Below are 13364 nucleotides of genomic sequence, written 5' to 3' on the forward strand. Positions count from 1 at the left end.
AGGCTATCCGGCCACGAAGATGCAGAACGGGTGACCGGCCGGGTCGGCGAAGACGTGGAGTGGCTCCTCCTCGTCGTCGGACCGGTCGTGGAGCTCGGTGCCGCCCAGGTCCAGGACGCGCCGGCGCTGGTGCTCGAGGCTCTCGACGTCGCGGACGGTCATGTCCAGGTGGAGCATCTGCTGCTGCGCGCCGGGCCGATCCGGTCCCGGCGTCCACACCGGGGGGACGTACTCGGCGTTGGCCTGGAACGCGAGGCCCCGCCCGGAGTCCCGCGCGTCCGGCTCCGGCCGCAGCACCAGCCAGTCGCCACCACGCTCGTCGGCCCGGCCGGCCGGCGGTGGCTCGTCCCCGGGCCGGTAGGAGTAGCCGAGCAGCTGCCGGTAGAACTCCGCGAGGACCCGCGGGTGCGGGCAGTCGAGCACGGTCTGGGAGACGAAGGGGTGGGCGTCGCTCACCTCTCGACCGTACGGCGGCACCGCTGGTCCGGACCAGCACCTGGTCACCCACCTAAAGTCTATTGAGTCGATAGACTAAGGTTCGTGGAGAGGTCTGGACCGGGGCGCACGGCAGGTGTCGTGCTCGCGGCATCGGGAACGGTCGTCGTGGGAGCCCTGGCGCTGACCGAGTGCTTCCACCAGCTGCCGGCGGCCCTCGCCGCCTACCTGGCGGCCTGGTGGGCATTGGGGCTGGAGGCACGAGGGCGAGCAGCCGGGGGCGGGCTTGCAGCAGGGACGCACCCAGCCCGACCGACCACGACGAGTCCGGAGGAGGAGCGATGACGGTCATGGAGGAGGTGCGGCGCACCGCCGACGCGGAGTCGCAGGAGGACGCAGCACGCCGCCGACCGGTCGGGCGCACCCAGCAGGTGGCCGACCTGATGGTGCGCCGGCCGGACCTCTACGGGGTGTCCAAGCTCGCCGACGTCACCACCGACGCGGTCCTCTGGTCGGTGTAGCCGGTCACGACCCGCGTGTCGGGACCTGGCTGCCCGACGGCGGATCCGCGCCTACCGGAACACCACCGTCCGGGAGCCGTTCAGCAGCACCCGCGACTCCGCGTGCCAGCGCACCGCGCGGGCGAGGACCTGCGCCTCGACGTCGCGGCCCGCCGCGACCAGGCGCCGCTCGTCGAGGGAGTGATCGACCCGGATCACGTCCTGCTCGATGATCGGGCCCTCGTCGAGGTCGGCGGTGACGTAGTGCGCGGTGGCCCCGATCAGCTTGACGCCCCGGTCGAACGCCTGGTGGTAGGGCTTCGCGCCCTTGAATCCGGGCAGGAACGAGTGGTGGATGTTGATCGCCCGCCCGGCGAGCTCGCGGCACAGGTCGTCGGAGAGCACCTGCATGTAGCGGGCCAGCACGACCAGCCGCACGTCGAGGTCGCGGACCAGCCCGAGCAGCCGGGCCTCGGCCTCCGGCTTGGTGTCGGGGGTGACCGGGACGTGGACGAACGGCACGTCGTACGTCTCGGCGGTCGCGGCGGCGTCGAGGTGGTTGGAGACCACGGCGGCCACCTCGATCGGCAGCGCGCCGGTGCTGGTGCGGAAGAGCAGGTCGTGCAGGCAGTGCAGGTGCTGGGAGACCAGGACCAGCGTCCGGTACGGCGCCCGCGCGTCCCGCAGCTCGAAGCGCATCTCGAAGTCCGCAGCCACGTCGGCGAACGCCATGCGCAGGTCGTCCACCCGGGTGGTCGGGGGCACCTCGACCTCGATGCGCATGAAGAACCGGCCGCTGCGGCGGTCGCCGAACTGCTGGCTTTCGACGATGTTGCCGCCGTGCGCGACCAGGAAGCCGGACACCGCGTGCACGATGCCGGGACGGTCGGGGCAGGACAGGACGAGGACGACGCCCGGGGAGGTCACGGCACCAGCCTGGCACGGCGCCGGCCGGCAGGAGTCGACGTACCCTGGCTCGGAGGGGGCACGGGAGGGCATCGATGCGACTGGGGCGCACGTTCGTGGCGGCGGGGCTGACCGCCGCCCTCGCCCTGTCCGCGGCCGGGTGCGACGGCGGGGACGGCAGCGCGCACGCCGGGGACCCCACCGCCCCTGCGTCCAGCCCCTCGGGCGGGTTCCCGGGAAGTGCGACGCCGGTGGGGCTCGACCCCGCGCACGTCACCGACCCCCCGGGCCGGCGTACCGGTGCCATCGCCCCGGCCGACATCGTCGCGACCGGCGCCGAGACCATCCCCGACGCGACGGTCGAGGCGATCCGGCGGCTGCGCGGCGTCGCGGGGGTCGAGCAGATCTCGATGGCGCAGATCCCGGTCGAGAACCGTGCCCTCAGCGTGGCCGCGGTCGACCCGGGCACCTATCGGAACTGGGTGGTCGACCCCTACGCGGCCCAGTCCGACGACGTGTGGGACCGGGTGGCCGGCGGCGAGCTCGCCCTGCGCCCGTCGCTGCGGACCCGGGCGCCGATCGGGAAGGACGGGTTCCTCGCACTCGGCAGCACCGAGGGCGCCTCCCGCGTGCACGTGGGCGCGTATGCGAAGCAGTCGTGGCTGGTCGACGCCGTGGTCAACCGGACCTGGATCGACACCTTGGACATGACACCCGGCAACGCGCTGCTGATCCGCACCGGCGGCACGTCGCCGGAGCGCCTGCGCGCCCCGATCCAGCGGCTGCTGCGCGGCACCGAGGCGTCGGTGCAGATGACCGACGTCGTCGCCCGCGAGGGGCTGGACCCCGGGGCCGTGCAGACGGCCGTCGTCGTCGGCACCGTCGCCGACGCGGTCGGCACCTTCCGCTACACGGTGCTGTCTGGCGGCCACATCGCGCCCGACCCCGCGTGGGTCGACGCCCACATCGCGACCGAGACCGTGCCGATCCTCGGTGACGTCACGTGCAACAAGCTGATCTTCCCGCAGCTGCGCGCGGCGCTGGCGGACGTGATCGCCCAGGGTCTCGCCGACAGGATCCACCCGGGGGAGTACGCCGGGTGCTACTACCCGCGCTTCATCGCCGGCACCACCACGCTGTCCAACCACGCCTTCGGCCTGGCCCTCGACATCAACGCCATCGAGAACCAGCGCGGCACCGCCGGGGAGATCGACCGCAGCGTGGTGGCGATCTTCAAGCACTGGGGCTTCACCTGGGGCGGCGACTGGGCCTACACCGACCCGATGCACTTCGAGATGAACCACCTGGTCCGCCCCGGCTAGGCCGGGGACCGCTAGCGTCCCCCCATGCGCGCAGCACAGGTCCTCGCCACCACCGGTCCCGCCGACGTCGCCGTCCGCGACGTCCCGGAGCCCACGCCGGGTCCCGACGACGTGCTGGTCGAGGTGCACAGCGTCGGCGTCTCCTTCCCCGACCTGCTGCTGAGCAAGGGGGAGTACCAGCTGCGCCCCGACCCGCCGTTCACCCTCGGCGTCGACTTCGCCGGCACCGTGGTCTCGGGGCCGGAGGGGTTCGAGCCCGGCCAGCGGGTCGCGGGCGTCGGCGGGTGGGGCGGTGCCGCGGAGCTGGTCGCGAACCCCGCCTCCTCGACGTTCCTCCTGCCCGACCACGTGTCGTACGACGAGGGCGCGGCGCTGCCGATGAACTACCTGACCGCGCAGTTCGCGCTCGCCGAGCGGGCCCAGCTGCGCGAGGGCGAGACCGTGCTCGTGCACGGCGCCGCCGGCGGCGTCGGCACCGCGACCATCCAGGTCGCCAAGGGCTACGGCGCCCGCACCATCGCGGTCGTGAGCACCGAGGAGAAGGGTGAGGTCGCCCGCTCCGCCGGAGCCGACGAGGTCGTCCTGCTGGACGGCTTCCGCGCCGCCGTGCAGGAGCTGACCGACAACCGTGGTGTCGACGTCGTCCTCGACGTGGTGGGCGGCGACGTCTTCACCGACTCGCTCCGGGTGCTGGCCACCCAGGGCCGGTTGCTGGTCGTCGGCTTCGCCGCGGGCCAGGGGATCCCCGAGGTCAAGGTGAACCGGCTGCTGCTCAACAACGTCGACGTCCGTGGCGTCGGCTGGGGCGCCTTCGCCATGTTCCGCCCCGACTACATGCAGCAGCAGTGGGCCGAGCTGCTGCCGATGCTGGAGTCGGGGGTCGTCAAGCCGCCGATCGGCGCGACGTACGACCTCGACGGCTTCGCCCAGGCGCTGGTCGACATGGACGACCGCAAGGCGCTGGGGAAGTCGGTCGTCCGCGTCCGCTGAGCACCTGCCCGCGGGTGGATGAATCCCCGGTCAGCCGGGGATTCATCCGGGGTTGTCAGGGGATTCCTGATGTTGTCGGGGGTTGCAACGGCCGACAACGTCATGAAGAGCCTGACCGGGCACGCGGTCCTGCCGCGGCGCCGGACGTCTCGAGGCGAGGGCGGGTCGGGCTACGGCAGCCGCACCTGCTGGTGGAACAGCGCGCTGCCGTTGTTGACCACCACGTCCGCCGACCGGTCGGTGCCGGCCACGTTCACGCCGTAGAGGCCCGCCGCGTTCGGCTGGCGCAGGGTACGGACGCCGCCGAAGGTGAGGCCGGTCGCCGAGGTCGGCACCACCTTCACCCGGTCGTACGTCGTCCAGGCGACCCACATCCGGCCGTGCGGTGCGGCCGAGAGCGAGATGTCGCGTGCCCCGGCCGAGCCGGGCACCGCCCTGGCCTGCGCGGTGCCGACCCGCCACAGGCCCACCTTCGAGCACGTGGGGTAGCCGATGCAGTAGGCGAGGTGGAGGCCGCCGCCGGGCCGGGCGACGAACGCGGTCGACTGCAGCGGTGAGAGGGTGCTCGTCCCCTGGCTGGACTGCGGCACCTTCGTGGTCGGCCCGACCGTGGGCAGCAGCCGCTTGACGAACAGCCCGGTGGTGCCCGCGGTGTTGCCGAGGGCCGCGAACGAGATCCAGACCTGGCTGCCGCTGCGGACCAGCGTGGACCCGTAGAGCGCCTGCGAGAAGGTGAAGGTGTGGTCGACGCCGTCGTTCCAGGTCATCGTCGCGTTGAGCGGGAACGAGACCACCGGCTGGTGGTTGGCCAGGGTCGTCGCACCGGTGCCGTAGCTGTCGATCGCGTAGGCACTGTCGGTGAACGCTCCCTCGAGGAACCAGCTGGTGCCGGCGGCCACCGCGGAGGACGCGAACATCTGGCCGGTGTGGTACGGGTCGAGCGGGTCGCCGGTGCGGATGCCGGCGAACATCACCCGCATCCCGGAGCCGGTCGTGATCGGCTTCGGGTCGGTGCTCAGCGCCGACCACCCCGCGACCACGGAGCCGGTCGCGCCGGTGCGGCCGTTCGCCCCGATGTTGGTGAACGCGATGTCGTCCACCGCGCCGCGCTCACGGCGGTAGAAGACGTGGAGGATGCCGTTCGAGGTGCGGTAGAGGCCGGGCTCCACGACGTTGCCGACGCTGCCGCTGGAGATCCGCGTCCAGGTGCCGGGTGCGCCGCGGTCGGCACCACCACCGGGGTCGGCGGAGGACGGTGCCGCGAGGAGCGCGGGCAGGGCGACCGCGAGGGCAGCCGCAGCGGTGAGCAGGACCCGGGGCGTACGCATGCGGGGAATCTGGCACCGCCACCGGTGGCGGCGCCATGGACCTCGGTCCTGGTCCAGACGGGGTCCTAGTGCCTCTTGCGGCGGGTGCGGCGACCCTGGGCCCGGCGGCGCTTGCGCTCCCGGCGCTCGAGGCTGCCGTGCCGCGTCTGCGACGCGTGCTGGGTCCCGGTGTTGCGGCGTGGCTGCGGGGTCCGCACCCGGGTCCGGGCGTGGTGCCGGCGGTTGTAGATGACCGCTACCACGAGCAGGACGGCGACGACGAAGAAGATGCCGAGGCCGACGTACCAGGTCATCGGGGGGCCTCGGCTCAGACCGCGCGCAGCGGGTGCAGCGCGATGTCGCCGGCGACCAGCGGCCCGAGGACGGTGAACGCCTCGGCCAGGTGCGGCGTCGCCATGTGAGCGTCCATGTCGGCCTGCGACCGCCATGCCTCGACGGTGACGAAGGTGCCCGGCGCCGAGGTCGACTCGTAGACGTCGTAGGCGAAGCAGCCCTCCTCCTCGCGCGACGCCGCGGCCAGCGCGGCGAGGGCGGCGCCGGCGTCCGCTGCGCGCGCGGGGTCGGTGGGGATCGTGGCGACGACGCGCAGTGCCTCCGGGGGCACCGCGTCGGCGGGAAGGTCCGTCATGGGCCGCAACCTAGCGGCTGGTCCGGCCGAGCGTGGTGTCTTCTGCTGGGAGCGATGTCCTAGGGTCACCTAGGTGACCACGCTCGACGACGCCCACCCGGGCATGAACCCCGACATCCGGCCGCAGGACGACCTGTTCGGCCACGTGAACGGCCGCTGGCTCGACGAGACGGAGATCCCGTCCGACCGGTCGAGCTGGGGGCCCTTCGTCCAGCTCGCCGACGTCGCGGAGGAGCAGGTGCACGCGATCATCGAGGAGCTCGCCGCCCGGGCGGAGGCCGGCGGGGACCTCGACGAGGAGGAGCGCAAGATCGGCGACCTCTTCGCCTCCTTCATGGACGAGGCAGCCATCGACGCGAAGGGCATCCGTCCCATCCGGCCGCTGCTCGCGGCGGTCGAGGGGCTGCGCGACGTGCGCGACCTCGCCGCCTTCCTCGGGGAGTTCGAGCGGGTCGGTGGGCACGGGCTGTTCGGCTCCTACGTCGACACCGACTCCAAGAACTCCGACCGCTACCTGTTCAACCTCCTGCAGGGCGGCCTCGGGCTCCCGGACGAGTCCTACTACCGCGACGACAAGTTCGCCGAGGTGCGCGAGGCGTACGTCGCCTACCTGACCACCCTCTTCTCGCTCGCCGACCACGCCGACCCCGAGGGCGCGGCGCGCACGGTGCTCGACATCGACACCCGGCTGGCCGCCGGCCACTGGGAGCGCGCGGAGACCCGTGACGTCCAGAAGACCTACAACCTGTTGTCGAAGGCCGAGCTCGTCGAGCTGTGCCCGGCCTTCGACTGGGACGCCTACGTCACGAACCTCGGCGGCGCCGACCCCGAGAGCGACCGGGTCCTCGCCGAGGTGTGCGTGCGGCAGCCGTCCTACTTCTCCCACCTGTCCGGCGTGCTCGGCGAGGTGGGCCTCGAGGAGTGGCGGCAGTGGCTGCTCGCGCACGTGCTGCGCGCGACCGCGGCGTACCTGCCCGACGCGTTCGTCCAGGCCAACTTCGACTTCTACGGCCGCACCCTCAACGGCACGCCGGAGCTGCGGGCGCGCTGGAAGCGCGGGGTCGCGCTGGTCGAGGGCGCGATGGGCGAGGCGGTCGGCAAGGAGTACGTCTCCCGGCACTTCCCGCCGCACTCGAAGGCGATGATGGACGAGCTGGTCGCCAATCTGCTCGCTGCCTACCGGCAGTCGATCTCGCGGCTGGACTGGATGACCGAGGAGACCAAGCAGCGGGCGTTCGAGAAGCTCGACACGTTCCGGCCCAAGATCGGCTACCCCGAGAAGTTCCGCGACTACTCCCGACTCCAGGTCACCCGCGACGACCTGCTCGGCAACGTCGCCGCCGCCTCCGCGTTCGAGACCGACCGGCAGCTGGCCAAGATCGGCTCGCCGGTCGACCGCGACGAGTGGTTCATGCTCCCGCAGACCGTCAACGCCTACTACAACCCGGGCACCAACGAGATCTGCTTCCCCGCCGGGATCCTGCAGAGGCCGTTCTTCTCCCCGGACGCCGCGGAGGCGGAGAACTACGGCGGCATCGGCGCCGTCATCGGGCACGAGATCGGCCACGGCTTCGATGACCAGGGCGCGCAGTACGACGGTGCCGGCAACCTGCACGACTGGTGGACGCCGGCCGACAAGGAGGCGTTCCAGGTCAAGGCGCAGGCGCTGATCGAGCAGTACGACGGCTTCGAGCCCCGCGCGCTGCCCGGCGAGCACGTCAACGGCGCCCTCACCGTGGGCGAGAACATCGGCGACCTCGGTGGGCTCACGATCGGCCACACGGCGTACCTGATCGCCCGCGGCGGCGAGGCCACCGAGGAGGAGCGCCGCGCGCTGTTCCTCAACTGGGCCTACTGCTGGCGCACCAAGCGGCGTCGCGAGCAGGAGCTGCAGTACCTCACCATCGACCCGCACAGCCCGCCGGAGTTCCGCGCCAACATCGTGCGCAACCTCGACGAGTTCCACGAGGTCTTCGGCACCGTCGAAGGCGACGGTCTCTGGCTCGACCCCGCGGAGCGCGTCCGGATCTGGTGATCTCTGCGATGCAGGGACCGAGCGTGCGAGGTCCCTGGTCCCATCGCGAGGTCGAGCAGCGTCGACTTCCCGAGCGCAGCGAGGGGGGTGACGCGTGTCGAGACCCAGTCGCGGGCGCTGACGATCAATGACCCGCGAGCGCCGCGCCCGTCCACTCCTCGTCCAGGGTGACCTCGCGGACCACGTCGAGGCCGGCAGGTACGGCGACGACCGGCTCGTCGCCGCCGTCGACCTCGGCGAGCAGGGTGCCGTCCGGGAGCTCGTCGACCGCGACGTGCACCCCGTCGAGGCGGACGTGGTGCCGGCGCTTGCGCAGCACCCGGGCGGGCAGGGTCGAGAGCAGTGCCCACTCGGCGTCGTCGAGGTAGACCGAGGTGCAGGCGACCCGCTGTGGACCGTCGGTGAGCCGCACCTTGTGCCCCAGCTTGCGCACGACGCTGCCGTCGGGCTCGGTGGCCTCGCGCAGCCGCAGCCGGGTCCCCTCGAGGTAGCGGTCCACGATCTCGGACGTCCGCTCGACCGGCCCCGGCAGCGACCGGACGAGGAAGCGGCGCTCGGACTCGACCACGGCGTACTTCATCGGGTGCGGCACCGGCCCAGTATCCGTCCGGGTCGAGCGGAGGTCGCGGGTCGGTTCCGTTCAATTGCTGGGAGATGCACCCGTGGGAGCGCTTCCGCGTGGTCATCTCCCGACAATTGAACGCTCAGACCCGCCGTCGCCCGCTCCGGTGGGCCTGTGGACGGGCCGCCCGGGCTGTCGGGGTGCGCTGGTAGACAGGGCGGGTGACCCGCGAGCGAGCCGAAGCCCACCTCCGCGCGCTCGTCGGCGACCCGGCGGCGGTGCTGCGCGAGGACCAGTGGACGGCGATCGAGGCGCTGGCCGTGGAGCGGCGCCGGGCGCTGGTGGTGCAGCGCACCGGCTGGGGCAAGTCGGCGGTCTACTTCGTGGCGACCCTGCTGCTGCGCGAGCAGGGCGCCGGCCCGACCGTCATCGTCTCGCCGCTGCTGGCGCTGATGCGCAACCAGGTCGCCGCCGCCGAGCGTGCCGGGATCCGGGCGGTGACGATCAACTCGACCAACGCCGAGGAGTGGGAGCCGATCCACGAGGCGATCCGCGCCGGTGAGGTCGACGTGCTGCTGGTCAGCCCCGAGCGGCTGAACAACCCCGGGTTCCGCGACGAGGTGCTGCCGCGCCTCGCCGCGACGTGTGGGCTGCTGGTGGTCGACGAGGCGCACTGCATCTCCGACTGGGGCCACGACTTCCGCCCGGACTACCGGCGGATCCGCACGCTGCTCTCCGACCTGCCCCCGGGCATCCCGGTGCTCGCCACCACGGCGACCGCCAACGCGCGGGTCACCGCCGACGTGGCCGAGCAGCTGGGGGTCTCGGCGGGAGCGACCCTCGGCGAGTCCGGCGGCGTCCTGGTGCTGCGCGGCTCGCTGGACCGGGAGTCGCTGCGGCTCGGGGTCGTGCGGCTGCGGACCGCCGAGCAGCGGCTGGCCTGGCTGGCCGACCACCTGGCCGAGCAGCCCGGCTCCGGCATCGTCTACTGCCTGACGGTCGCCGCCACCCAGGAGATCGCCGACTACCTGCGCTCGCGCGGGCACGACGTGGCGGCCTACTCCGGACAGACCGAGGCCACCGAGCGGCAGGCCCTCGAGCAGGACCTCGCCGCCGGCCGCGTCAAGGCGCTGGTCGCGACCAGCGCGCTGGGCATGGGGTTCGACGCGGCGCTGGGGTTCGTGGTCAACATGGGGGCGCCGGCGTCCCCGGTCGCCTACTACCAGCAGGTCGGCCGGGCCGGCCGCGGCACCACGCTGCCCCCCGAGGGTGCGCCGGTCGTGCTGCTGCCGGCGACCGAGGACCGCGACATCTGGGCCTACTTCGCCTCGCTGGCGTTCCCGCGCGAGGACCAGGTCCGGCGCACGCTCGAGGTGCTCGCCGAGCAGGGCCGACCGGTGGGCACCGCGACCCTGGAGACCTACGTCGACCTCAGCCGCAGCCGGCTGGAGACGATGCTCAAGGTGCTCGACGTGGACGGCGCCGTACGCCGGGTCCGCGGCGGCTGGGAGGCCACCGGACAGCCGTGGGACTACGACGAGGAGCGCTACCGCCGGGTCCGCGAGGCCCGGGAGCGTGAGCAGGAGGCGATGCTCGCCTACCTGGCGACCGACGGCTGCCGGATGCGGTTCCTGCGCGAGCAGCTCGACGATGCCGGGGCCGAGGACTGCGGACGGTGCGACAACTGCGGCGGCCTCGAGCTCCCGTCCGAGGTGTCGGCGGCGGCGCTCGAGGAGGCGGGCGCGCGGCTGGCCCGTCCGGGCGTCGTGGTCGAGCCGCGCCGGATGTGGCCCACCGCGCTGGGCAACCTCGGCATCGACCTGCGAGGCCGGATCGCCGAGCCGGCCGAGGAGGGGCGCGCCGTCGCCCGGCTGACCGATCTCGGCTACGGCAACGCCCTGCGTGAGCTCTTCGCCGCCGACACCCCCGACGGGCCGGTGCCGGTGCCGCTGGTCCGCGCCGTCCTGGACGTGCTCGCCGACTGGCGACCGCCGGTCGACGGCGTCGTCGTGGTCGAGTCGCTCTCGCATCCCATGCTGGTCGCCGACCTCGGCGACGGGCTGTCGCGCCACCTGGGGGTGCCGGTCGTGGGCCGCTTCGCGGTGGTCGACCCCGACGTCGGGCCGGGGGAGGGCGCGGCCAACTCGGCGCGCCGCGTCGCCGCGGTGGGCCGGCGGTCCACCCTGCAGGCCGACGACGTCTCCGGGCGGCGCGTGCTGCTGGTCGACGACCTGGTCGTCACCGGCTGGACCCTCACCCTCGCCGCCCGGGCGCTGCGCCTGGCCGGGGCGGCCGAGGTGCGGCCGCTGGTGCTGGCCACCCAGTCCTAGGTGCGGGAGCCGGGCACCGGCCTCACGGCAGGGGGAAGAACGGCACCGCGGCGAGCTCCTCCACCACCCCGTCGGCGAACTGCACCCACAGCTCCGGCTCGTCGTAGAGGTGGTCGGCCTCCTCGTGCAGGTGCACGAGCGCGTCGACGAGGGTGTCGTGCTCGTCGAGCTCGTGCCCGGCCAGGGAGCAGCTCCACGTCCCGTCGACGCCCTCGGTGATCTGCATCCGCAACCTCATGCCTCGACGCTCTCCCGGCACGGCGGTCGGGCACAGGGACCAAGGTCCTGCCGTCCCGGGCACCATCGCACCGCGCGTCGTCGTCCGTCCCGCGGCGGTGGCGACGACCGTAGAACACGTTCTAGTGTGCGGGTCCATGGACCGACCCCTCCGCGTCATCCAGTGGACCACCGGCAACATCGGCCGACGCTCCCTGCACGCCATCCTCACCCGCCCGGACCTCGAGCTCGCGGGCGTCTACGCCCATGGCGCCGACAAGGTCGGTGTGGACGCCGCCGAGCTGTGCGGCTGGCCCGAGCCGACCGGTGTGCTCGCCACGAACGACGTCGCGGCGCTGCTGTCGCTGGGCGCGGACGCGTGCTGCTACAACCCGCTGTGGCCGAGCATCGACGAGCTCTGCGCGCTGCTGGAGGCCGGTGTGAACGTCTGCGCGAGCGCTGCGTGGATCACCGGCGGCAAGCAGAGCCCTGCGGATCTGGACCGGGTCCGGGCGGCCTGCGAGCGCGGGGGAGCGTCGATCTTCGGCAGCGGCGCCCACCCGGGGATGACGAACCTGGTCGGCATGGTGCTCAGCGGCTCGTGCGAGCGGGTGGACGAGATCCGGATCACCGAGTCGGTCGACTGCTCGACGTACGAGTCCGCGGAGACCCAGCGCGCGATGGGCTTCTCGCAGGCGCCCGACACCCCGGGGCTGGCCGAGAGCGTGCGGCGCGAGAGCGAGGTGTTCGCCGAGTCCGCCGCGATGATGGCCGACGCGATCGGCGCCCCGCTGGACCGGATGACCTTCGACGTGGAGTTCACCGCCGCCACCGGTGACAGCGACCTGGGGTTCATGACGATCCCGGCCGGCACCGTCGGCGGCGTGATGGGCTACCACCGCGGCTGGGTCGGCGACCGCAACGTGGTCAGCGTCGGGTTCAACTGGGTGATGGGCGAGCACACGGTCCCACCGAAGCCGCTCGCGCACGGACACGTCGTCCAGGTCTTCGGGATGCCGAACATGCGCACCGTGCTGCACTGCCTGCCGCCCGCCGACTGGACGGAGCCCGGATTCATGGGGCTGGGGATGATCTACACGGCGATGCCGGTCACCAACGCGGTGCCCTACGTCGTGGCCGCCCCGCCCGGGATCGTCACGCTCGCCGACCTGCCGCCGGTGACGGGCCGCTTCGCCGGCTGACTCGCCGGCGCACTCACCGGCGCACTCACCAGCACACTCACCAGGTGAGCTCGACCTCGAGCTCGTTCTCGTCGCCGAGCTCGACCTCGATCTTGAGGTCGACCGTGTCCGGCACCCGCACGGTGACCCGCCGGCCGTCGCGCACGAACTCGACCGAGTTGTTGCGCGCCAGGGCGTCGGCCAGGTCGCGCAACCGAGCGGCGGCGTCCTCCCGGCTCATCCGCCGGCTGTCGTCGATCTCGAACAGGTCCATCTCACCCTCCCCGGTCCCGCCCTCCGCGAGTCCCGCCCTCGAATCTACGCACCCCGTGCGCCGTCCGGGCCCGGTTCGGCAGACCGGTCAGCCGACCAGCGCCTCCACGGCGTCGACCAGGCGCGGGTCGTCGGGCTCGACCGTGGGCCGCAGGCGGGCCACGACCGTGCCGTCGGCGGCGATCAGGAACTTCTCGAAGTTCCAGGCCACGTCGCCGGCCTCGCCGTTCTCGTCGGGCGTCTGCACCAGGGTGCGGTAGACCTCGTGTCGGCCGTCGCCGTTGACCTCGACCTTCTCGGTCATCGGGAAGGTGACGCCGTAGGTCGCCGAGCAGAACTCGGCGATCTCGTCGGCCGTTCCCGGCTCCTGGCCGTAGAACTGGTTGCACGGCACGCCCACGACGGTGAAGCCACGGTCGGCGTACCGCTCGTGGAGGGCCTCGAGCCCGGTGTACTGCGGGGTGAGCCCGCACTTGCTCGCCACGTTCACCAGCAGCGCCGGACGACCACCCGTGATCTCGCCCAGGGTGGACGGGGTGCCGTCGAGCAGCGCGATCTTCGCCTCGAGGATGCTCATGGGGTGCAGGCTACGTCCTGGTCCGAAGCGCGCTGTCCCACCGTCCGGCTACCGTCACTGCGGTGACCACGTCGCAGGGCC

15 protein-coding genes are annotated in these 13364 nt (G+C 72.7%); 6 read left to right on the top strand and 9 right to left on the bottom strand.

Going from position 1 to position 13364, the window contains the following annotated elements:
• Nucleotides 1-3: 3 nt before the first annotated feature.
• On the bottom strand, nt 4-456 hold the full coding sequence (locus ACILRH_RS01790; protein ID WP_395690418.1) for a VOC family protein: 453 nt from the start codon (nt 454-456) through the stop codon (nt 4-6).
• A gap of 320 nt (nt 457-776) precedes the next feature.
• On the opposite strand from ACILRH_RS01790, the gene ACILRH_RS01795 reads away from it, so the two are divergent.
• Entirely contained in the window at nt 777-956 is a 180-nt protein-coding gene (locus ACILRH_RS01795) for a hypothetical protein (RefSeq protein ID WP_395690419.1), read from the top strand.
• 51 nt (nt 957-1007) lie between these two features.
• Here ACILRH_RS01795 and purU read toward each other — a convergent pair whose 3' ends face one another.
• Nucleotides 1008-1862, bottom strand: a complete 855-nt coding sequence (gene purU / locus ACILRH_RS01800) for a formyltetrahydrofolate deformylase (RefSeq protein WP_395690420.1) — start codon at nt 1860-1862, stop codon at nt 1008-1010.
• Between the two features lie 74 nt (nt 1863-1936).
• On the opposite strand from purU, the gene ACILRH_RS01805 reads away from it, so the two are divergent.
• Both ACILRH_RS01805 and ACILRH_RS01810 read left to right on the top strand, forming a co-directional pair.
• Nucleotides 1937-3163 carry a M15 family metallopeptidase gene (locus tag ACILRH_RS01805; RefSeq protein WP_395690421.1) on the top strand — a complete coding sequence of 409 codons (1227 nt, stop codon included), beginning with the start codon at nt 1937-1939 and terminating at the stop codon, nt 3161-3163.
• Between the two features lie 24 nt (nt 3164-3187).
• A complete protein-coding gene (locus ACILRH_RS01810; RefSeq protein ID WP_395690422.1) occupies nt 3188-4153 on the top strand; it encodes an NADPH:quinone oxidoreductase family protein in 966 nt (321 codons plus the stop codon).
• A gap of 170 nt (nt 4154-4323) precedes the next feature.
• Here the strand turns inward: ACILRH_RS01810 and ACILRH_RS01815 are convergent, their stop codons facing one another.
• From ACILRH_RS01815 to ACILRH_RS01825, 3 genes are all read right to left on the bottom strand, one after another.
• A complete protein-coding gene (locus ACILRH_RS01815; RefSeq protein ID WP_395690423.1) occupies nt 4324-5481 on the bottom strand; it encodes a hypothetical protein in 1158 nt (385 codons plus the stop codon).
• Between the two features lie 65 nt (nt 5482-5546).
• The gene (locus tag ACILRH_RS01820) at nt 5547-5774 is read right to left on the bottom strand and encodes a hypothetical protein (protein WP_395690424.1); all 228 of its coding nucleotides are present in this window, start codon (nt 5772-5774) and stop codon (nt 5547-5549) included.
• Between the two features lie 14 nt (nt 5775-5788).
• Entirely contained in the window at nt 5789-6109 is a 321-nt protein-coding gene (locus ACILRH_RS01825) for a putative quinol monooxygenase (protein ID WP_395690425.1), read from the bottom strand.
• A 73-nt stretch (nt 6110-6182) separates the two neighbouring features.
• Between ACILRH_RS01825 and ACILRH_RS01830 the strand changes: the two genes are divergently transcribed.
• Nucleotides 6183-8144: a M13 family metallopeptidase gene (locus ACILRH_RS01830; RefSeq protein WP_395690426.1), complete on the top strand. Its 1962-nt coding sequence runs from the start codon at nt 6183-6185 to the stop codon at nt 8142-8144.
• A 124-nt stretch (nt 8145-8268) separates the two neighbouring features.
• Here ACILRH_RS01830 and ACILRH_RS01835 read toward each other — a convergent pair whose 3' ends face one another.
• A complete protein-coding gene (locus ACILRH_RS01835) occupies nt 8269-8736 on the bottom strand; it encodes a hypothetical protein (protein ID WP_395690427.1) in 468 nt (155 codons plus the stop codon).
• A 191-nt stretch (nt 8737-8927) separates the two neighbouring features.
• Between ACILRH_RS01835 and ACILRH_RS01840 the strand changes: the two genes are divergently transcribed.
• Nucleotides 8928-11036 (top strand): RecQ family ATP-dependent DNA helicase, encoded by a 2109-nt coding sequence (locus tag ACILRH_RS01840; protein ID WP_395690428.1) that lies wholly within the window; start codon nt 8928-8930, stop codon nt 11034-11036.
• A gap of 22 nt (nt 11037-11058) precedes the next feature.
• Here the strand turns inward: ACILRH_RS01840 and ACILRH_RS01845 are convergent, their stop codons facing one another.
• Nucleotides 11059-11274 carry a hypothetical protein gene (locus ACILRH_RS01845; protein WP_395690429.1) on the bottom strand — a complete coding sequence of 72 codons (216 nt, stop codon included), beginning with the start codon at nt 11272-11274 and terminating at the stop codon, nt 11059-11061.
• Between the two features lie 136 nt (nt 11275-11410).
• On the opposite strand from ACILRH_RS01845, the gene ACILRH_RS01850 reads away from it, so the two are divergent.
• Nucleotides 11411-12454 carry a hypothetical protein gene (locus ACILRH_RS01850; RefSeq protein WP_395690430.1) on the top strand — a complete coding sequence of 348 codons (1044 nt, stop codon included), beginning with the start codon at nt 11411-11413 and terminating at the stop codon, nt 12452-12454.
• Nucleotides 12455-12491: 37 nt separating this feature from the next.
• Here the strand turns inward: ACILRH_RS01850 and ACILRH_RS01855 are convergent, their stop codons facing one another.
• Together ACILRH_RS01855 and ACILRH_RS01860 are read right to left on the bottom strand one after the other, a co-directional pair.
• A complete protein-coding gene (locus tag ACILRH_RS01855; protein ID WP_395690431.1) occupies nt 12492-12707 on the bottom strand; it encodes an amphi-Trp domain-containing protein in 216 nt (71 codons plus the stop codon).
• An 87-nt stretch (nt 12708-12794) separates the two neighbouring features.
• The gene (locus tag ACILRH_RS01860; RefSeq protein WP_395690432.1) at nt 12795-13283 is read right to left on the bottom strand and encodes a glutathione peroxidase; all 489 of its coding nucleotides are present in this window, start codon (nt 13281-13283) and stop codon (nt 12795-12797) included.
• Nucleotides 13284-13364 lie beyond the last annotated feature (81 nt).

The organism is Nocardioides sp., from assembly GCF_044226765.1.
Lineage (GTDB): Bacteria > Actinomycetota > Actinomycetes > Propionibacteriales > Nocardioidaceae > Nocardioides.